Origin of the sequence: Paenibacillus sp. M2, assembly GCF_046713495.1 — a bacterium.
Lineage (GTDB): Bacteria > Bacillota > Bacilli > Paenibacillales > Paenibacillaceae > Paenibacillus > Paenibacillus amylolyticus_B.
In genome coordinates this window covers 6,043,339-6,062,617 of the sequence record NZ_CP169648.1, presented here as the reverse complement: position 1 = coordinate 6,062,617, position 19,279 = coordinate 6,043,339, and the positions used below count along the sequence as shown (strand labels likewise).

18 protein-coding genes are annotated in these 19,279 nt (G+C 44.3%); 10 read left to right on the top strand and 8 right to left on the bottom strand.

Going from position 1 to position 19,279, the window contains the following annotated elements; genetic code table 11:
• Positions 1 to 146: 146 nt before the first annotated feature.
• On the top strand, positions 147 to 2,228 hold the full coding sequence (ppk1, locus tag ACETMN_RS27715) for a polyphosphate kinase 1 (RefSeq protein WP_091020823.1): 2,082 nt from the start codon (positions 147 to 149) through the stop codon (positions 2,226 to 2,228).
• On the opposite strand, the gene ACETMN_RS27710 is transcribed toward ppk1, so the two are convergent.
• Both ACETMN_RS27710 and ACETMN_RS27705 read right to left on the bottom strand, forming a co-directional pair.
• A complete protein-coding gene (locus tag ACETMN_RS27710) occupies positions 2,188 to 3,717 on the bottom strand; it encodes a Ppx/GppA family phosphatase (protein WP_411735418.1) in 1,530 nt (509 codons plus the stop codon). The genes ppk1 and ACETMN_RS27710 overlap by 41 nt on opposite strands.
• Positions 3,718 to 3,743: 26 nt before the next feature.
• Complete coding sequence (locus ACETMN_RS27705) at positions 3,744 to 3,998, bottom strand: hypothetical protein (RefSeq protein ID WP_017692428.1); 255 nt, start codon at positions 3,996 to 3,998, stop codon at positions 3,744 to 3,746.
• A 237-nt stretch (positions 3,999 to 4,235) separates the two neighbouring features.
• Between ACETMN_RS27705 and ACETMN_RS27700 the strand changes: the two genes are divergently transcribed.
• Positions 4,236 to 4,895: a YheC/YheD family protein gene (locus ACETMN_RS27700; protein ID WP_091020825.1), complete on the top strand. Its 660-nt coding sequence runs from the start codon at positions 4,236 to 4,238 to the stop codon at positions 4,893 to 4,895.
• Between the two features lie 355 nt (positions 4,896 to 5,250).
• On the top strand, positions 5,251 to 5,394 hold the full coding sequence (locus ACETMN_RS27695; protein WP_017692430.1) for a sporulation histidine kinase inhibitor Sda: 144 nt from the start codon (positions 5,251 to 5,253) through the stop codon (positions 5,392 to 5,394).
• Positions 5,395 to 5,415: 21 nt separating this feature from the next.
• On the opposite strand, the gene ACETMN_RS27690 is transcribed toward ACETMN_RS27695, so the two are convergent.
• The gene (locus tag ACETMN_RS27690) at positions 5,416 to 5,667 is read right to left on the bottom strand and encodes a hypothetical protein (protein ID WP_074096361.1); all 252 of its coding nucleotides are present in this window, start codon (positions 5,665 to 5,667) and stop codon (positions 5,416 to 5,418) included.
• A gap of 76 nt (positions 5,668 to 5,743) precedes the next feature.
• Complete coding sequence (locus ACETMN_RS27685; RefSeq protein WP_210437008.1) at positions 5,744 to 6,718, bottom strand: NAD(P)/FAD-dependent oxidoreductase; 975 nt, start codon at positions 6,716 to 6,718, stop codon at positions 5,744 to 5,746.
• Between the two features lie 653 nt (positions 6,719 to 7,371).
• Here ACETMN_RS27685 and ACETMN_RS27680 point away from each other — a divergent pair.
• Positions 7,372 to 8,565 carry an NAD(P)/FAD-dependent oxidoreductase gene (locus ACETMN_RS27680; protein WP_036605766.1) on the top strand — a complete coding sequence of 398 codons (1,194 nt, stop codon included), beginning with the start codon at positions 7,372 to 7,374 and terminating at the stop codon, positions 8,563 to 8,565.
• Positions 8,562 to 8,816: a hypothetical protein gene (locus tag ACETMN_RS27675; RefSeq protein WP_091020827.1), complete on the top strand. Its 255-nt coding sequence runs from the start codon at positions 8,562 to 8,564 to the stop codon at positions 8,814 to 8,816. Before ACETMN_RS27680 ends, ACETMN_RS27675 begins: the two co-directional genes overlap by 4 nt.
• A gap of 151 nt (positions 8,817 to 8,967) precedes the next feature.
• On the opposite strand, the gene hemQ is transcribed toward ACETMN_RS27675, so the two are convergent.
• Positions 8,968 to 9,714: a hydrogen peroxide-dependent heme synthase gene (gene hemQ / locus ACETMN_RS27670; protein ID WP_149846789.1), complete on the bottom strand. Its 747-nt coding sequence runs from the start codon at positions 9,712 to 9,714 to the stop codon at positions 8,968 to 8,970.
• Positions 9,715 to 9,996: 282 nt separating this feature from the next.
• Here hemQ and ACETMN_RS27665 point away from each other — a divergent pair, with 282 nt between their 5' ends.
• Positions 9,997 to 10,290, top strand: a complete 294-nt coding sequence (locus ACETMN_RS27665; protein WP_091020829.1) for a YuiB family protein — start codon at positions 9,997 to 9,999, stop codon at positions 10,288 to 10,290.
• A 385-nt stretch (positions 10,291 to 10,675) separates the two neighbouring features.
• Positions 10,676 to 12,211, top strand: a complete 1,536-nt coding sequence (locus ACETMN_RS27660; protein WP_036605770.1) for a helicase DnaB — start codon at positions 10,676 to 10,678, stop codon at positions 12,209 to 12,211.
• 110 nt (positions 12,212 to 12,321) lie between these two features.
• Here the strand turns inward: ACETMN_RS27660 and ACETMN_RS27655 are convergent, their stop codons facing one another.
• On the bottom strand, positions 12,322 to 13,146 hold the full coding sequence (locus ACETMN_RS27655; RefSeq protein ID WP_411735417.1) for a hypothetical protein: 825 nt from the start codon (positions 13,144 to 13,146) through the stop codon (positions 12,322 to 12,324).
• Positions 13,147 to 13,460: 314 nt separating this feature from the next.
• Here ACETMN_RS27655 and ACETMN_RS27650 point away from each other — a divergent pair, with 314 nt between their 5' ends.
• The 3 genes from ACETMN_RS27650 (at position 13,461) to ACETMN_RS27640 (ending at position 16,125) form a co-directional block, all read left to right on the top strand.
• Entirely contained in the window at positions 13,461 to 14,684 is a 1,224-nt protein-coding gene (locus ACETMN_RS27650) for an RNA polymerase sigma factor (RefSeq protein ID WP_411735416.1), read from the top strand.
• A gap of 174 nt (positions 14,685 to 14,858) precedes the next feature.
• Positions 14,859 to 15,524, top strand: a complete 666-nt coding sequence (locus ACETMN_RS27645) for a Type 1 glutamine amidotransferase-like domain-containing protein (protein WP_105601284.1) — start codon at positions 14,859 to 14,861, stop codon at positions 15,522 to 15,524.
• 415 nt (positions 15,525 to 15,939) lie between these two features.
• Positions 15,940 to 16,125: a hypothetical protein gene (locus tag ACETMN_RS27640; RefSeq protein WP_411735415.1), complete on the top strand. Its 186-nt coding sequence runs from the start codon at positions 15,940 to 15,942 to the stop codon at positions 16,123 to 16,125.
• Between the two features lie 401 nt (positions 16,126 to 16,526).
• Here ACETMN_RS27640 and ACETMN_RS27635 read toward each other — a convergent pair whose 3' ends face one another.
• Positions 16,527 to 18,173, bottom strand: a complete 1,647-nt coding sequence (locus ACETMN_RS27635; RefSeq protein WP_411735414.1) for an RNA polymerase sigma factor — start codon at positions 18,171 to 18,173, stop codon at positions 16,527 to 16,529.
• Between the two features lie 464 nt (positions 18,174 to 18,637).
• Positions 18,638 to 19,123, bottom strand: coding sequence for a hypothetical protein (locus tag ACETMN_RS27630; RefSeq protein ID WP_091020834.1), 486 nt, complete (start codon positions 19,121 to 19,123; stop codon positions 18,638 to 18,640).
• Positions 19,124 to 19,279 lie beyond the last annotated feature (156 nt).

Here is a 19,279-nt window from a genome sequence, read left to right as displayed (position 1 = left end):
GGAAAAAGTTGCGGCCATGAGGTATCATTTACATAAATTTTACGTAGCGTTTACACTGCGCTGACGCTTGATGTTGATTACGAATAGTACAATTATATGAGAACTTCTAACCAAGAATAGATATGCAACACATTCGGAGGCCATACATGCATAGAGACGTCAAAACAGGTAACTACGTTAATCGTGATTTGAGTTGGGTTGAATTTAATCGGCGCGTACTTCAGGAGGCCCAGGATCCAACAACGCCTCTGCTGGAACGCATGAGATTTCTCGGCATTGTCGCTAGTAATCTGGACGAGTTCGTCAGTGTAAGGGTGGCAGAGACAAAAGAGAAGATCAAGGCCGGATTCACGCAAAAAGATTTTACAGGATACACGCCTTCGGGATTGTACCGCAGATTGATCAAACGAACCGGGACCATGGTCGCCGAACAGTATAAAACGTATCGTGAACTCATTCGTCTACTCGCCAAGAAAGGCGTGAACATTCAGGAATATACAGATCTTAATGTGACACAGCAGCGCGCAATGGACCAATACTTTCATGAGATTATTTTTCCGGTACTCACACCGATGGCGATTGACCAGAGTCGTCCGTTCCCACTGGTACACAACAAGTCTGTCTATCTGTCCGTGATGTTACAGAAGGAAGGGGAGCAAGAGGGCGAGCCGTTTATGGCTATTGTTCAGGTACCTTCCAATCTGCCGCGGGTAGTTCAGGCTCCCATTCGGGCGAATAGCAAAAAGAAAACATTCATATTGATTGAAGATCTTATCAAACATCATATCCATACGCTCTTCAGCGGATATATCTCGCTTGCTGCACAGGAGTTCCGAGTGACCCGCAATGCGGATCTGTTCATTAATGAAGAAGAAGCGGAAGATCTGCTTGAGGCTATTGAAAAAGAATTGCGCCGCAGACGCCGCGGGGCTCCTGTACGACTGGAAGTCTGTAAGGATTTTCGTCCGGATGCTTTATTGGAATTGCAGGATGAATTTGATATTCAGGACCCGGTATATGAAATTGATGGACCACTTGATCTGAGTTTTCTGGCGGGATTCGTGGACAGTCTGGAAAGTTTCTCACATCTGAAATACAGTCCGGTGAAGCCAGTCTACCCACTTGAGTTTCTGCCAAGAGAAAGTCATTTTGAGCTGCTGCGCAAACGCGATGTGCTGGTGCATCATCCGTACGAATCGTTTGAACCAGTCACTGATTTTATATTGGAGGCTTCGGAAGATCCAAGAGTTCTGGCCATCAAGATGACACTATATCGGGTCAATGGCGATTCACGCCTTATTCCGGCACTTGCACTTGCCGCTGAGAGTGGTAAGCAGGTCACGGTGGTGGTTGAACTGAAAGCCCGGTTTGATGAAGAGCGCAACATTGCTTGGGCCCGTAAGCTGGAGAAAGCCGGTTGTCACGTGGTTTATGGACTGGTTGGACTCAAGACCCATGCCAAAATCATTCTTGTCGTACGCAGGGAACAGCAGGGGCTGAGACGTTATGTTCATGTAGGAACCGGTAACTATAATGAGAGTACAGCCAAAGTGTATACGGACGTGGGACTGTTCACCTCTAATCCGATTATTGGGGAAGATGCATCCGAATTGTTCAATGAGATTACCGGATACTCCGGTCCGAAGGCATTGCAGGCGTTCCGCGTAGCTCCGGATGGTATGAAGGATGAGTTGTTTGCACTGATTCGTAGAGAAACGGAGCACGCGCTGAAAGGGAAACCTTCCAGAATCATTGCCAAGATCAACTCCTTATCCCATCAGGAAATGATTGATGAATTATACGAGGCTTCTCAAGCCGGCGTGCAGATCGATCTGATTGTGCGTGGTGTATGTTGTCTGCGTCCGGGGGTAGAGGGGCTCAGTGAGAATATTCGGGTCATTAGCATTGTGGATCGTTTTCTGGAGCATTCACGGTTGTTTTATTTTGAAAATAGCGGCAACCCGGATGTATTCATCTCCAGTGCAGACTGGATGACACGTAACCTGAATCGAAGAATTGAACTGATGTGTCCCGTATTTGATCCAGAGCTGAAGAAGATGCTGGTCGATATTCTTAATCTGTCCCTTATGGATAATGTCAAAGCCAGAGAGCTTATGCCTGGTGGCAATTATGTATTTGTAAAAAATGAAAAGCCCCCGCTGAGAAGTCAGACGGAGGCCATGGGTATTATCCCTTGGAAGCCTGCTGAATGGAGTGCGTTAACGTAACTCCCCAGGCTTCCTTCAGATCCTTGACGGCCTCTTCCAGGCCATCAAGTTCCAGTAACGGCTCAGCTGTACAGGTGAATTGCACCTGCAGCGAGTCGTTTTCTTTTGTTGCTTCAATCGCAGCGATGCTTTCGGATCGATTGATGGCTTCAGCTACGCGCAGCAGAGAGCCAATACGATGAGCATGCCGCTCATCCGAGTTTTTCAGAATGTCCCGGTGCTTATTCAGCAGCTGGGGCGTTCTTTTTTTTGGATGATAATCAGCTGCACTGGCACTTAGAATGGTCTCCCGATGAGAAAGTCCATAGATGCTTGAATTCATGATCCAATAGGCCGAGTGCTGTGTATAACGGAAATAGTTAATCTGCTTACCTGCCATGTGCAGCATGGAGGATGCATACAGGATTCGGGCATCTGCTTGATCAGGAGGGGTACCTTGTAATGCCGTATACAGGGTAACCATATCCTGATGAATCCGTTGCAGACGTTTCTCTGGAATAGGCGGACCAAAATGGATAAAGTTGCGGATACTGTCTTTCAGCGCGTCTGGAACGACCGGCTGACCTCCAGCCATGTAATCACGCAACAACCCGTCTCGTAGACCCGCACCACTAACCACATAACGATCTCCCTGTATTAACTGGAAGACGGTTCGCAGGATCAGTACGCCGGGCACAATGATGTCTGCGCGATCTTTGGCGAGCCCAGGTACCTTTTTACGCTGTGCTGAGGTGAGATGTGGCAAGGTGCGAGCAATATTCTCCATCGCTTCCTCACTGATCTCATAATGATGGCTCACAGGCAAAGAATACTGGGTACGCTTCTGTTCCACTTTGGCAAGTGTACGCATTGTGCCGCCAAGTCCGATGAGTGGCAGACCAGGGTGCTCACGAATCCAATCCTGTCCACGGAGAGCCTCAATGACTTCGTTGCATAATGCATTTGCATTTTCCTCGGTCCACTGATCTTCGCCCCCATAACGGGCATGTGAATTCACTGCACCAATAGGGAGGGAGATGCTATGTAACCTCTTCCGATCCTGAAAAACCGTGATCTCTGTGCTGCCGCCCCCAATATCCACGACGTAACCGTCTGCCAGATCAATGGATTGAGTGACACCAAGGAACCCATAATAGGCCTCCCGATCTCCCGATACACATTCAATGGTAAGCCCCGTCTCTGTCTCCAGCCATTCAATAATCTCCAGGACATTGCTTGCATTACGAATAGCTGCGGTAGCTGCTGCGCGAATCAGTTTGGTCTGATACGCTTCACAGGTCGCTTTGAATTGACGCAAGATGGTGATGGCTTTATCCAAAGAGTGGCGAAGGATGGTACCATCCGGCTCAACAACGCTGCTCAGACGAGCAGCGTATTTGTCTTCATGAATGATGCGATAGGCTGCATCCTGATCCAGTTCATATATAACTAGACGAATGGAGTTCGAGCCGATATCAATAATTCCTAAGGTTTCATTAGTACGTGTCATAAGCATCTCCTTCTACAGAGGTTCAACTACCCGAAGTGAAGAAGGGCAGCCATGGCTTCCGGTGAACCCGGCGGTGTGGCAGAGAAGGGCGTAGTTAACATAACAACAATGATAAAGACGATGAAACAGGCAAATATAAGACAACTCACGGCAAAGCCGCGATTACGCTTTTGCATAAACAGTCGAATACCTGTGACAAAGAGAAGTACCGTAACAGCTACCAGAACGATCGACATTGCAAAATAGGCTACGCCATAAAGTGATTTGAAAAATGCTTCCATTTGTTCAGAACGCTCCTTAGATCCTCATATTTAAGCCCTTCCAGCCATTCCTTAGTAGCATACGACAGATTGACTTGTTTGAAAAGCAAACCGGGCGCTTGTTCCCGTTTCCGCCATCACCCCTGGGACAGGTTACATGGAAAAGGGGCCTTTGCCGTGGACAGACATCCAAGAAAGCAAGGCTTCTGTTGAGTATGTATAAGGAAGGACTATTGTTTCAAGGAAGGAGATCAACCCATGTCGAGACAACTTGCAAGCAAATGGCGGAAGACAGCGGCTCTGATGAAATACCCGGTAGCTGCTGTCCATATCCCACAGACCAAGGCATTCAACTCGGGTAATCTGCTGCAAATGCTCAGTCATTATGGAATGGTGTATGTCAAACCTATTGTAGGAGGTGGAGGTTACGGTGTCATCCGGGTATCGGCGAGCGGTGGGGCTTATCGATACACCCATATGAAAACGACCCGTTCTTTCACCAGTTTCAGCCAGATGTATCGCTCTCTAGTGCGTGTAAAGGCTAGACGCAAGTACTTGATCCAGCAAGGCATTCATCTGGCAACAATTCAAGGGAGACCTGTTGATTACAGAGTCAAAGTGGTCAAAACCGAACGAGGCTGGGTATTCCGTTCCTTAGTAGGACGACTCGCTCGTCCCGGACTCTGTGTGACGAATCTGAGCAAGGGTGGAACCATGTTATCAGGAAGGCGAGCTCTTGGTTTATCCCTGCCACATATATCCGGTCGGCACAAACGCCGGGAGATGCGTTCCCTTACACTGACATGTACGTACATTATGGAAAGACATTTCCCTGGTGTAGGTCAGCTTGGATTTGATTATGGACTGGATTATTCAGGCAAGATCTGGATTCTGGAAGTGAATACCAGACCCCAATAGAAAATGAATGGGAAAACTCAAGAAAATTCAAGAAAATCCGATAATATATAGAAGAAAACGATATGAAAACCGTTTGAAATTTTACATTACAGGGTAATTTACTCGCAACAAGTCTTGAAACTATGAATTTATTCCAAAAAAAATACGCAGATAAACGTTCTGACAGTAGTACAAACTCCCTGTGCATAAATATTGTCCACACTATACACGTTGATTACTCTGTATTTTTTCCATTTATCAACAAACTATGCACAGGATTTCCACATATCGTTGTGGATAACAAGAACGCTTGTTCTCTATATGAATCTCTGATATGATAGTTTTGAGGAAAAAAAAGGAAAGGTTGTGGCGGGAAATGGCTATGTTATCCGATGAGATGTTGTTGGATTCCTACCATAAAGCGATTGAGTTGAATCTCGAACGAGATTTCATCGCACTGCTGTTGGCAGAAATCCATAAGCGCAAACTGGGTACCGACGTATCTGCCATTCTTCACTAGAGATCCTCATTGCAGGCAATGTTACAGGTTTCCGGACAAGTCCCATAGTGAGACTGGCCATGGCGTGCTTGTTTGACAATGGTGACAGTACATCACATGATTGCAAACGTTTTCGACTTCGTCTGCCGTGTCAGAGGAAGGTTGGAATACGTAGGGGCTGTATGGTCCGGTGTAATCATCCAATTTGCCGCATTCTAACAGTCCCTGAAGGCAGTGGGGGCAAGCCTGCTCCGGTACAACCAGACCGTTACACAGCGGGCATATATAAGACAAGGGTATCCCTCCTGATATGGATTCACTCAGGAGTAAGATACCCTTTTTTGTATCAATATATGTTATTTCAGCAAAACTAGCGTTTCATGTTACTGCTGTGTCCTGGGGACAATTTGGCATCCGGATCGAAGTATACCTTTGCATTGTTGACGGCTGTTGGAGCTTCGCCGAATCCGACAGCGATCAGCTTCAGTTTACCTGGGTATGTTGTGATATCTCCGGCAGCGAAGATTCCTGGAATAGATGTTTCCATGCGGGAATCAACAACGATGGAGTTACTGTCAATTTCGATACCCCACTCGGCAATTGGTCCGAGAGAAGAGACAAATCCGAAGTTAACGATCACGTCATCTACTTCGATTTCCTGAGTTTCTTTGGTTTTCACATGGGAAAGGGTTACTTTGGTAATCGTGTCATCCCCATGAAGTTCCGTGATTTCGGTCGGTGTAACGACATTCACCTTGGAATTCATCAGGTTTTCGACACTGTGCTCATGTGCACGGAACTTGTCCCGGCGATGAATCAGCGTCACTTGCTCAGCGATAGGCTCCAGCATGAGTGCCCAGTCTACCGCGGAGTCACCGCCGCCACTGATCAATACTTTTTTGCCGGCGAAGGCATTCAGATCACTGATGAAGTAGTGCAGGTTGCTCTTCTCGAACTTGGCAGCACCTTCAAGCTCCAGACGACGTGGTTCGAATGCACCTACACCAGCTGTAATAATGACGGCTTTGGCATGATATTCATTCTCATCCGTTTTCACGACGAAATGTTGCTCATCCTTTTTCTCCACCGATACAACCTTTTCTTCAAGGCGGATGTTCGGGTTAAAATGACTCATTTGCTCAACCAGGTTATTCACCAGTTCCTGAGCCGTTACTTTCGGGAATCCGGCTACATCATAGATGTATTTCTCCGGATAAAGAGCGGCAAGTTGTCCGCCAAGCTGTGGCATACTTTCAACCAGTGTAACGGATGCCTGACGCATCCCACCATAAAACGCGGCGAACAGACCCGCAGGGCCTCCACCGATAATAAGTAAATCAGTCATATCATGACTGGAATTTTGTGCAGTCAAGAATCAACAACACCTTTCATATTTTAATAGGTAGTTAACAGAAAGAATGTGCAGGCTACGTATTGTAACCGGCATGGGTGCTGAACTGTCTTTCCTATTATAAACGGTGTATTCAGGGTTGCAAAGTTAGCGGCGTCACGAAACTGGGAACAATTGATGAAGATCAGATGAGAATAGGATGAAATTGGAAATGAAAGGTTATGAAAAATAACAAAAAAAACCTTGATCTTTACTAGAAATACAGATATCCTTGACCTGTACTATGTGTTTTTTTGTCTAATTTAGAGTCAATATGTAATATGAAGACAGATCCCGTGTTTTGTAGAATCTTGTGGTTAATTTCACAACTTGAAACGATAACTTGCGTGCAAACGTATCAATTTCATAAACCTTTAGTTGCTTCAATCAAGTCTAGATATAGATCAAAACGGTTCGATACGTCGATATCTAGTTTCATAAAATCCATTTTTAGTGAGTTATGAAATTGATGCAAACGTTTAAATAAATTCGCGAAGTTAACATTTGTTGTCATAATGGGCAAGACATCATCAATATTTGTAAGTATGTGCATTTTGCATCTCACCCAAGATCGGGCTGATGCAAGTGAAACCGGAAGGGGTATAGACATGAGCAGTATTCCCAAAATCGTCATCCTCGGCGCGGGCTATGGCGGGATTCTGACAGCCCAGCGGCTGCAGAAGGAATTGAACTATAACGAGGCCGACGTCACATTGGTGAACCGGCATGATTATCATTATATTACTACACATCTACATATGCCGGCAGCCGGCACGGATACCATTGAGCATGCAAGAGTACCCATTTCCAAGCTGATTGATGAGTTCAAGATTGATCTGGTCAAGTCTTCCGTGAAGGAGATTCGTCTGCAGGATCGGAAGATTATTCTGGAGGATGGCACGTTATCCTATGATTATCTGATTATTGGACTAGGCGGTGAGCCTGAGACCTTCGGTATTCCGGGGATGCTCGATCACGCCATGACAATCCGCAGCATTAACTCGGTCAGACTGATTCGAGAACACATCGAATATCAATTTGCGATGTACAAAAACGATAACAAACGAAATCGTATTCGGTTTGTCGTAGGTGGAGCGGGTTTCAGTGGTGTTGAATTCGTAGCTGAACTTGCAGATCGTATTCCACAGCTGTGCAAGGAGTTCGACGTGAATCCGAAACATGTGCACATCTACAATGTAGAGGCAGCGCCTTCAGCTTTGCCTGGATTTGATCCGGAACTGGTAGAGCATGCGATGAATGTGCTCAAGAAGAAGGGCGTTACTTTCAAAATTGGTGTTCCAATCAAGCAATGTCTCCCGGACGGGGTTATTGTGGGTGAGGGTGAAAAGCTCGATGCGGCTACAGTCGTATGGACCGGCGGTATTCGCGGTAACTCATTGCTTGAACAGGCAGGTCTTGAAGTGATGCGAGGACGTGTGAAAGTAGATGATTATCTGCGTGCCCCGGGACATGAGCATGTCTATGTGATCGGTGATAATTCACTGGTCTTCAACGCGGAAGGACGGCCTTATCCGCCAACAGCCCAGATTGCGATGCAGCAGGGTGTAAACTGCGCCAAGAACGTCGTGGCATCCATTCGCAAGAAACAGCCACAACCTTTTGTATTTACGAGCAAAGGCACGGTTGCTTCATTGGGTAAAGGTGAAGCCATTGCTGTTGTAGGCGGCAAGAAATACAAGGGCTGGAAAGCGGCTCAGTTGAAGAAGCTGGTTGATCTGCGTTATCTGTTCATCATTGGTGGTATTCCGCTAGTCCTGAAGAAAGGGCGGTTTTTTGGATGAGACATTGCAGTGTTCAGGTCCGGGGACTATTAACACGTGAAGAGCTGGATCGATACAACGCCCTGATGCAGGTCGGTGGTTATCTCGAGGAACAGGATCAGTATGATCTGGCCTACATCGTGCAGAAAGAAGTGGATATTCTCATTATGCCTGCGATTGAGCGGCTTAAAGAGAAGGGGCGTGACCGTGATCGGGCCACAGCCGAGTTCCTCGAATCGCTAAAAGCGGTAGATGAAGAGGACGATGATTAAGAATTAACAGAGGCTTATAAAATAGAGTGAACAACTGCAAATGGATCATCGTCCGACTTGGTTGTCCACACGTACATGAATGAGAAAAAGCACCGCTGACAATATCCTTTACAGGAGATGTCGCGGTGCTTTATTGTGCTTTGCATTATGTTTACAGCTTAAGCATGTCTTCCAATGTTTCTTCGTTCAAGAGGCTTCCCACATAGAACGAACCGAATTCGCCATAACGGGCACTCACTTCATCAAAACGCATCTCATAGACAAGTTTTTTGAACTGAAGTGCATCATCCGCAAATAGCGTAACGCCCCATTCCCAATCGTCGAAACCGACAGAGCCGGTAATGATCTGTTTCACTTTACCCGCATAGCTGCGACCAATCATGCCGTGACTGCGCATCATGGTGCGACGCTCGTCCATGGACAACATGTACCAGTTGTCATTCAGCTCACGTTTTTTGTTCATCGGATAGAAGCAGATGTATTGTCGTTGTGGCAGAACGGGTTTCAGACGGGCGATAATCTCCGGATTCTGCATCGGGTCTTCGCCTTCTTTGCCAAGATAGTTGCTCAGTTCCACTACACTGACGTAGGAATACGACTTCGTTGTGTATTGGGCAAACATCGTTTTGTTAAATGCGTTTTCAACAGCCTTCAGATCTTCCAGCGTTTCACGCAGGTGCATCATGCAAAGGTCAGCCTTTTGTCCCACTACGGTATAAACGACCGTGCTTCCCTGGGATGAATTCTCGACTTCTTTCCATTCCTTCCAGAATTCCTCCAGCTCGTCCAGCGCTACAGCACGTTCCTCATCATCTGCTGCTTTCCAGGCGGCCCAGTTAATCGAGCGAAAATCATGCAGGGCATACCAGCCCTCCAGTGTTGATGCGGCTTCGTTCATTGGTTGTGTTCCTCCTGCAAGGTATATTTCCAAATCCCTATAAGAGGTCGTTCAAAAAGTCCGCACTGAAAACCGGTCTTTTTGAATACGCACTATAAGGGACGGGTGAGTGCTTTATCGTTTACATTGTATCCCAACATGAAGCAGAAGGGCAAATGAACAGAGTATAATTATAGGGAAATTTGTCCAGAAAGTTCGTTGCTTCGCCACATTTTTTGCGGTACACTAACTACTATCCAGAAGTGAAACCTGAATGTGTGAAAGAAGAGGTGAATGGGCCCGATGCAATTTATACCTGTGTTGGTATTAATGGTATTATTTTTCGTTATGATGTTTGGTATCGGTTTCATTCTGAACATGCTGATGAAGACAACCTGGTTTCCTTCCTATCTGTTCATTATTGTAATTCTGCCTGTTGTTGTATACTCTCTATGGGATCAGTCGTCATCTCTGATGTCACATCTGGGTTCTTTCCAGCTTGTAGACTATATGACGGGCATCGCTGGACTGGCTGGTGCGATAATCAGTGGCTGGACGATCCAGAAGTTGCGTTTGGGTGGGTACAGAATGTTTTAGATTGTTGGAAAGAGGTAACACTTGCCACTGTGATCGCGTGAAAGTCTTGTCTTTGTCGTAAACGCTTACGAGTACAAAGGGAAGGCTTTTTTTGCTATTCATTTATATTTAGAAGGATTATTGTACACTTGTATTCATATATATCTGGAGAAAATTCTCTTCAGATCTTCACTTGTATTCTGCTGCTATAGCTTTTATAGTATTCTAGCGACTCTCGACATTTTATTTTAGAAATTTGCTGAATTCGGCGAAAACGTGAATGATGTCGACCTAGGACGAAACGGAGCGAGAACAGGCCATCTTTTTACCTGTTTTTGAACATTTGAGGATCGGACATTTATGATAGAATAGATAAACATACTTTTGGGGAGAAGGAGATCAGGCTATGCGCATGAAGAATCTGCACCATTATACTGAACATCATCGCTACTGCGTATACAGGGAGTTTGGACTTAGTGCCCTGGATGACCGTATGCTTACAGGAGCATATCAGCCCATGGTAGGTGCTTTTGCGGTTGGCTTGTATCGGCTGTTGTTTCAGCATCTTCCCGGTGAACAGGTCGGTTATTCGCCGCTTGAACAGCAACGGAGGCTGTTCATGACGCTTGGCTTGGAGCCAAGTGAGAAAGGGCGCAAATATTTGTTAGAGCAGACATCCAAGCTTGAGGCAGTGGGGCTACTTCAGACTTCACGCCTATATATACCGGAAAATGATGATTACATCTACGAATATGAGCTGCAACCGCCGCTCTCTCCGGCAGAGTTTTTCCGGACACAGCATTTGACACTGTTGCTTCGTGACAAGATTGGTAAATTCGCAGTCCTTTCCCTGCGTTCCGGTTTCTCGGCAGTGGAAAATGGGGACGCGCCTTATCCGGCAGCCAATAAAGAGAATATTTCCGTTCCCTTTTACGATATATTTGAATTGAATACCCACGTAATTGATTACGAGTTGGAGCAGGCTTTGTCGGAAGTATCAACTACGGCCCAGCGGACAGGCACGAATGATGCAGCGGAAGAAAACAGTTTGAACTATGCCGACATTATTTTGCGTTTCCCGCGGGAGTCCGTCAATCGTCGTCATGTAGAACAGTTGCGTTTCGATCATGAACAACTGGGCATTGTAAATTATGTAGTAAACAAGTTTAACCTCAGTGTGCAGGATGTATGCCGTCTGCTGGATGAAGATGATATCTTTAGTCCACAGGGCCAACTGATTCTGGATGATCTTCAGCATAAGGCGAGCATGCAGTTCAGACAGACGAAGAAGCGTCATGAGCAACAGACCGTACAGGCGGCCAAGGTTGTGGCGCTGAGACAGCATATGGAGGAGCCAGAGCGGAAAGAAGACTCCGGTGAACCACCTGTTGAGCATGGGGTACAGATGGAATATTACGTCGAAGTACCTCCACAATTTATGACCAAGTGTGATATTCATCAATACAATATGATGTTGCGCAATGAGCCATACACACGTCTGCTGCAGACGTTCTTCCCAGGTGCAGTACCGGACAATCTGATCGATATATTTGAGAAAATTGATCTGAGTTACAAATTGCCGGGTGAAGTTATCAATGTATTGATTCATTATTTGATGGCATTGCTTGTATCCGGCGGCGAGCAGCGGATTAACCGTAACTTCGTTGAGGCGATCGCCTCCAACATGTTGCTCAAGCAGGTGAACTCCTACGAGAAAGCCGTCCAATATATTCGTGATCAGGCCAAGGTCAAAGGCAAACAGGCTGCTGGTGCAGCTGGAACCCGTACCCGTACATACGGCAAAGGAACCAAAGCCAAGCCCGAAATTCCGATTGTACAAGACATAAGCACCGATGGGGATGCCGTATCTGAGGAAGAGTTTGAAGAGATGATGAGATTTGCCCAGCAGATGCAAGCGAGTAAGCAAAAAGGAACATCTTAAATATTTTAATAAAGCCAAAAAGACGAGTCCTCCGATTAATGGAGACTCGCCTTTTTTCTATATAAGTTGAACTGAAGAAAAACGTATTTTCCGTCCAATCATTTTTTTTATTATTTTGCAGGATATTTATCTAATTTAAACCACTGCTGAAATTCTTTTTTTGTGATTTTTTTTACAGGCTTAACTTTTTTGCTTCCTGTATCGTATCTGAAAAGAATCCATTGATCTGAAGGATACTCACTAATATAATCAATACTTTTTCCGTTCTTATGCCATAATATTAGACCTGTGCTAATATAGTTGGTTGCCCGAGGGAGATAAACAACACTGTCTTTCTTAGTGTCGTATATTGCTAACGTGCTTTTCTCCGTATTTCCATAAGAAAACGCAATGATGTCTTCTTTTGGTGACCAATTATATGATGAAATGGTTTCGACATCTTGTTTACCTGCTTTTTCAAGACGTTCGTTTAGAATGGTGTACTTTCCTGTTTTAAGGTTCATGAGAATGAGGTTGCTGCCAGCACTTTTTTCGACTTGGATAGCAATCCATTCATTTGATGGAGATTGAGCAATACTAGTGATATCCAATAATTTAACTTCAAAATCTCCCGTTTGTAGGGTGTGCTTTTCTTTACCATGAGTAACTACAATGGTGTCAATGATGTTTTGTTCAAAATCGGCAGCAGCATCTAGCTTTAAGGTGTTCGCGGTTATCGTGATGTTGTCACCTCTCCAGACAATTTTGTTTGAGCTTATTGTTTTTTCAAACTTAGATATATTCTGGTATGTCGAAGCGTTCACAGATGTTGAGCCAGCAGCAATGTGTGCTATTTTATCAGAAGTATGAAACGAAGCCGATGCAGATGCAGATGATAACGTGCCCATGCTTCCTAAGACAATTACGCTTGATAATAAAACATTGGTGTATTTCATTATTATCTCTCCTTCAGTTGGGAGGCGGTTACGTGATGTTATTCCCTCCAGATCGTTGTGACATTTCAGAGAACTAGTTAACTTATAGTTGTTGCAGAAAGCAGTGGCTTGTAGACTACTCCAATCTTTGCTTATCATTATAAATTTGTAAAGATATGAAATCATAGAGATGATATGAAGTGAGATTTCAAAAAGGTAATTAGTTCTGTAAGTAACAAACCTTAAAGGTTGAATACATATTTATTTTATATTTATGTGGCCTTCTGACTCTCACTGGTGTCTAATTCATTGTTAATCAAGAGGAGGTTCTCACCATGTCAGGAGCTCATGACACAAAAAATGTTTACCCGGATAAACAGGAAAGTATCACTAACTTTGAAAGTACCTATGAGCTGTATCGTCAAAGGATTTGCACGTACTTTTCGCTGAAATTGAATCCGATGGTTGCAGATGATTTGACTCAACAGGTGTTTTTAAAAGCAGTCGAGAATCTTCACCGATTCCAAGGGAAATCAAATTTATTTACGTGGATATTCAAGATTGCTCAGAATACAGTGAAAAACGAATATCGAAGGTTATCGCGAAAAAAAGAAACGCCGTTTGATTTTACAGGATATGAATCACAATCGATCTCCCTTGAATTTACGAAATATGTTGATTTTCGAATTGATATCGGAGTTGCGCTGAAAAAGTTAAATGAAACCGACCAGGAAATCATTGCATTACGCTTTTTTGTGGACTGCACACTGCTTGAAATATCTAAGATCGTAGGGATGCGTGAAAGTGCAGTAAAGAACAGACTCTACAGAGCTTTGGAAAAACTTAAAAAGGAACTGAAAGAATGGGGAGGCGTTACGATCATGTCTATTCAAGATCTGATTTCAATTGTTAATAAAGGTGAAAGTGAGGGATTGAACAATCATCCCGATAAAGTACACCATGATTTGTTCAATGAACTAAGTGATCATATTGAACGAATTTCGCTAAAGTACAATTATCATCCATCGCGAAAAGTGACGATTGAAGTATATCCTGATATGCCATCGTTTCACCAAGCGGTCGGAGAAGCAGATGCTCCGAATTGGTTCATGGGTACCTATGAAGGGAGTATTCTCAAAATTGTATCTCCATTAAATCCAGGACCGGAGCATACCTATCAATCGATTCTTAAAGGTACGGTTCACTTGTTCGCCATGTGGCTAATAAGTGAAATCAATCCGAAGGCTCCGAAATGGATAAGGCAAGGAATTGGTGGATATGAAGCCAAGCTGATGACTCAGGAATATATTGAAGGTACAACAGAAGAGGCTATCCACAATTTAGAGATCCCAACGTTCGAACAATTAGATAATGATACCTGGGATTTCGAAACGATGAAGGGTTTTCAGTTTTCGTTCCTATTTGTAGAGTTTGTTGTTCAACAATATGGAATAGACCAGTTAAACAAATTGATCCGTAACCCCCAGGATTTTAATGGTATCTTTCAATGTTCCGAGAAGGAATTACATCAGAAGATGGTAGAATTTATAAGTAAGTAACCCATACAAAAATGTATGTTGCCCGGGGGGAAGAACCGGGCTTTTTTTAACGTGGTTAGAGTTATGGTACATGTACTATCAATAAATTGGATTATTTTGTATAATGCATGTAAAAAGAGGTTGTCTATGATTCCTATGGATGAATGTAAATAATACATATGGAGGTAATTAAGTTTGAGTACTCACTACTATTTCAGTTGGTTTAATCATTTTTTCCCAGAGAAGCTGGTCCATTGTTTGCAGGAGGATATACAAGATAGAAAATCACTTGTCATGATTAGTGCTGATCCGTCTGGTTATAAAGATGAGCCAATTAACATGGATGATATTTCTGAATGGACCTGGTTGAATCAGGCTAACATTATTTTTGATGAATATCATTTCATTGATTACCGCATGCAGAAGGAAGATGCCCAGCGATCCATTCAGAACGCTTCTGTCATTTTTTTATGCGGTGGATATCCTGTTCTGCAGAACGAATTTTTGGCGGAATATGAATTATCAGATGTTATTAAGAATAGCAATGCCGTTATCATGGGTGCCAGCGCCGGTGCCTTAAACATGGCTGTAAAATGGTTAAGCTTGAATAAGACGGATGAAGTTGAAACAAGTACAATTTATGATGGTATTGGCTTTGATCATTTTGCCTACGAATCTCATTCTCAACGCGACTACGCCACGTTTGTTCAAGGCTACCTGTTCCCTTTGTCTGAAGAGATTGATGTTTATGCGGCAGAACAGGAGAGCGCTATACGTGTAAAGAACGGCAAAATAGAAACAACGGGACCTGTATATTTAATTTCCCACTCAAAGATTCAAAAGTTGGTTGAGACACTCTAATTAGGGTGAGTGGCTGTGAGTTACATAAGTGATTCCTTTTGATGTATAAAATCTAGGCTAACAGGTGAATCATCTCAGGTCTCCTTTCTATGATTGGAATGCGTTTATAAACAGATGTAATCTTAATATCCCTAGGACCTAAAGTCGGCAGGGTATCAGAGTGATCAGTTACTTATTTCAACTAGCGGACTAACAACAGGGATCGTTGTAAAAAAAATGCTAACGATCCTTTTTGGTATACCTTTACAGAAAGTAGAGAACACGAAAGTTATATTTGGATGATGAGCTCCTCATTAAGCTATCGTGCAGGATAGTTTAGCAATACAAGAAAAAATTAGCATTATGGGAGAAGGAGTAGCAGTATATTTCTGGAATATATTATTATTGGGAATTACTGAGATGGGATGTGTATAAGATGGACAAGCATTACCAAAACCTTCTGTTAGCTTTTGAAGAAGCAGAAAAGGCTAGAGATGAGGGGACTTTTCCTATCGGTGCAATTATTGTTGATGCAGATGGTTCAGTTGCAGAATGGAACAACAGCCGTGGGTATACCGATAATCATTGGAATGATGAATTAGTAAATGAAATTGTTCAATAATAAATGAAACTTTGCGCCTGATGTATTAAGCTAACGGGAAACGTTAGCTCAATAACAACAAGAAAGCAGCTGATCATTGTGATTGGCTGCTTTTACTCAACTAACGGGCAGTTTTGCTGAATAGATCTGCTGAGTATGTGGAGCATCTGGCCTCTAACGGTTGATTGCGGACAAGAAAGATAAAAATCGTAAGGTAAAGGAGAAGTCTGGCAGATATGATTGCGAATAAAAACTACCCATGACGCACATGCGTCATGGGTAGTTTTTAATCATTTCCATACGTTCAGGAGGGGCCTTGTGAAATAGCGATGTCCTAATCACTTCGTTGGACAGACAGAGTTTTGTGTAAAAATGGCCACCGCCCGGGAACGACTATTCTTCGTATACATTTCCGAACCGCCTTACTTGACCGGCCCCATCCAGGTAGAAATCGTCTTCTGCTGGTGCGGCAACGGCGGTTTCAACTTCCCGTTATCGATCAAATGTTTCAAAATATAAGCGACCAGCCGACCTCCTCCGGTGTTGCCTCTCACCATGTAAGCAAGCTGCGGCTCCAAATGCTTCGGCTGATTTTGCAGGAACAGGTTGAGCATTTTGTCGTAGAGCTTGCCGACAGCAGGCGCATAAAGAGCGGACAAATCCGGCATTGCCTTGTTCAACCGTTCCAACGTTTGCGGAGAGTCCATCCAGACCGCATTGAACTTGTACCCCTCCTCCGTCTTGCGGATGTATCCCTTCTCCAGCAGGAACGAATATTGCTCAGCGTTCTCTTCGTTGTCGGGCAGTTCTCCTTGTTGGAAAGCATGACAAATCTCGACATTCCGGTATTCCAGGAAACGCCAATCCACCTGGCGGTCGCTCCAGTGCGTATTGAATTGCCACAAGTATAAGGGAGTGTCTTCGACGTAGCGGAGCGACGGACCGAAGGTGATGTAACTACTCATATCAAAACCCGGATCGGCATAGTGGCTCCGATTTAACGCCGCATAGGCAATATATTGACCTCCGTCCTTTCGCATTGGTGCGACCGCATCGAAGTTGTCGCCCGCCGGCATGCTCCGCCAAGATTGCTCCTCGATGTTCTTGGGCAGCAAGGTCCAGAGCAGGAAGTTATAGTCACCGTCTGGAATGTACACTCCGCTGTCCTCTACTTGCCGGCGAACTTCCATTAACGCGTCGAAATGAACATCGGCCACTTCGGCGGCGCAATCTTGCCAGAGTTGATGACCAGCTACGGCTAAGTCGAAGAGGTCCCAGACGATGGTATTGCTTTGATATTTGCCGGGAGAGGTTTGGATGAGAAAATTGTAATCGGCCAGGTGCCGGACTTCGCCTTCCAGCAAAGACGGCGGCATTCCAAGCTCCTCCGCGATTTGATGTACGGTACGCGCCTTATGATAAGCCGCGTAAACGATATTTTGCGCCAAGGCGCGTCCAAGAAAATCGTTGGTTTCGCCCAGGCTGCCGGCCGAACCGGAATGGCCCATTTCCCCCATGCTGACCGGATTGACACTTAAAGTTCCTGTTGGACGCATACGTTTCATCCCTTTCCGTAACTTCTTTTTGGCCTCGCTCAAATGCCATTTCACCGTGCCTACAGGAATGTTCAGAGCAATCGCGATATCGCTGATTTTCAGCTCGTCGTAGTAATGCATGACCACGATCCGGCGATGGATGTCGGACAGAAACGCGACTTCTCGGCGCAGCTCGCGGTAAGCTTCGGTTACCAGCAACCGGTCAAGCGTCTCCCGGGAAGGGGCGGCCGACAGTTCGGACATGCCGTTGATTTCGAACGCTTGGGGAGCGTGCGCACGCTTTTTCAACCAATTCACCCAAGTGTATCGGGCAACCGTCCAGACGTAAGCGTCAAGGCTTCTAATGTCCCGCACCCCGGAGAAGGATTTCAACAACTGCAGCATAATCTCCTGAGCCAGATCCTCCGCCTCGGCCCGCTGCTTGACCCGGTTTAAGGCAAAACCGAAAATCGGTTTGACATAGCTCCGAATCGCTTCCGCCGCTTCTTTTCCATTATTTCTATTTGAATCCATTTTACGCCTCCATAGTTGCATCTGTAATTCCTGACAATTATATAGTGTGCCAGGCGAAATAAAGGTTGGGATTATTTTTTTAAAATTTGGACGTCCTACCGGATCACTCATACACGTATAATTACAAACATCAGGATTAGGCCATTTAAATGGTTAAAGAGACGTTATGAACTTTTTGTTAAGTATATTGGAAAAGAGTTAAACAAGTTGAAGATTACTTTAGATGTAAAGTTCTCACTTTTAGTATATAAAGATACTTTTTTTCTTCAACTATGGGAGGATACAAACTAGGAGCACGAGCCGAAGTTCTTCTTCGGGTACTTGGGGTACTCCTTCGTTCCGTAGTTAACCAGGAGTGGTATATAATCCAGAAAATACGGACAAAAAAAGCCCTAAAGGGCTATTCCGTAATTCTCATAATAAACTTTTCCTAGCACTCTCATTGGTAAAAGGAATTTTTTACTTTAACTCTCCCTTGTAGGAGCTTGAGTAGCAACTTTCCATTTACCTTCCTCATAGGTTAATGTTATTTTTGCAGAGAGCGACCCCTCATTGGCACGATACTTACTGACCTCTATGGCAATGTTATGATCTGATTGCTTCTCCTGCTTTTCAATTTTCAGTAAAATCCCTTTTAGCGTGTTTTCAGACTGTTCAGACAGTCCTTCTTCAATCAATTCTTCATAGGTTAAGTTATAAACTTTTACGTTATATTTGCTGTGAAGGTAATCCTCAATGCTTTTCTTATCAGAATTCTTTAATGGAATTCCTTTATCAAAATCTAATGAGATATACTCCATATTTTCATTAAGAGCCGTATCTGTTGAAATTAACTCCTCCAACGCCATACGATAAGGTTCACCTAGTTCATTCTGCTGACTAGAGCCAGTAACACCACCTGCGCAAGCTGATAGTAAAAATAACGCTACAACACTGAGAATAAAATACATTGTCTTTACTTTTATGACAATCCCCTCCTTGGTACTCGTTACCTAAATAAACGTAATGATAAAAGAAATGTTGTATTTCAGTTTAAAAAGCAGTCCAATTTGACCTGCCTAAATAAGTTAGCAATTAGGTAAATGGCAAGAATCGTCTGTTGGCAG

Bases quoted from the DNA above. Each gene is read 5' to 3' on its own strand.
- ACETMN_RS27640 (WP_411735415.1), top strand. From the start codon at position 15,940: ATGGACAAGCATTACCAAAACCTTCTGTTAGCTTTTGAAGAAGCAGAA.
- ACETMN_RS27650 (WP_411735416.1), top strand. From the start codon at position 13,461: ATGTCAGGAGCTCATGACACAAAAAATGTTTACCCGGATAAACAGGAA.
- ACETMN_RS27660 (WP_036605770.1), top strand. From the start codon at position 10,676: ATGCGCATGAAGAATCTGCACCATTATACTGAACATCATCGCTACTGC.
- ACETMN_RS27705 (WP_017692428.1), bottom strand. From the start codon at position 3,998: ATGGAAGCATTTTTCAAATCACTTTATGGCGTAGCCTATTTTGCAATG.
- ACETMN_RS27695 (WP_017692430.1), top strand. From the start codon at position 5,251: ATGGCTATGTTATCCGATGAGATGTTGTTGGATTCCTACCATAAAGCG.
- ppk1 (WP_091020823.1), top strand. From the start codon at position 147: ATGCATAGAGACGTCAAAACAGGTAACTACGTTAATCGTGATTTGAGT.
- ACETMN_RS27685 (WP_210437008.1), bottom strand. From the start codon at position 6,718: ATGACTGATTTACTTATTATCGGTGGAGGCCCTGCGGGTCTGTTCGCC.
- ACETMN_RS27655 (WP_411735417.1), bottom strand. From the start codon at position 13,146: ATGAAATACACCAATGTTTTATTATCAAGCGTAATTGTCTTAGGAAGC.
- ACETMN_RS27630 (WP_091020834.1), bottom strand. From the start codon at position 19,123: ATGTATTTTATTCTCAGTGTTGTAGCGTTATTTTTACTATCAGCTTGC.
- ACETMN_RS27700 (WP_091020825.1), top strand. From the start codon at position 4,236: ATGTCGAGACAACTTGCAAGCAAATGGCGGAAGACAGCGGCTCTGATG.
- ACETMN_RS27680 (WP_036605766.1), top strand. From the start codon at position 7,372: ATGAGCAGTATTCCCAAAATCGTCATCCTCGGCGCGGGCTATGGCGGG.
- ACETMN_RS27675 (WP_091020827.1), top strand. From the start codon at position 8,562: ATGAGACATTGCAGTGTTCAGGTCCGGGGACTATTAACACGTGAAGAG.
- ACETMN_RS27635 (WP_411735414.1), bottom strand. From the start codon at position 18,173: ATGGATTCAAATAGAAATAATGGAAAAGAAGCGGCGGAAGCGATTCGG.
- hemQ (WP_149846789.1), bottom strand. From the start codon at position 9,714: ATGAACGAAGCCGCATCAACACTGGAGGGCTGGTATGCCCTGCATGAT.
- ACETMN_RS27665 (WP_091020829.1), top strand. From the start codon at position 9,997: ATGCAATTTATACCTGTGTTGGTATTAATGGTATTATTTTTCGTTATG.
- ACETMN_RS27710 (WP_411735418.1), bottom strand. From the start codon at position 3,717: ATGACACGTACTAATGAAACCTTAGGAATTATTGATATCGGCTCGAAC.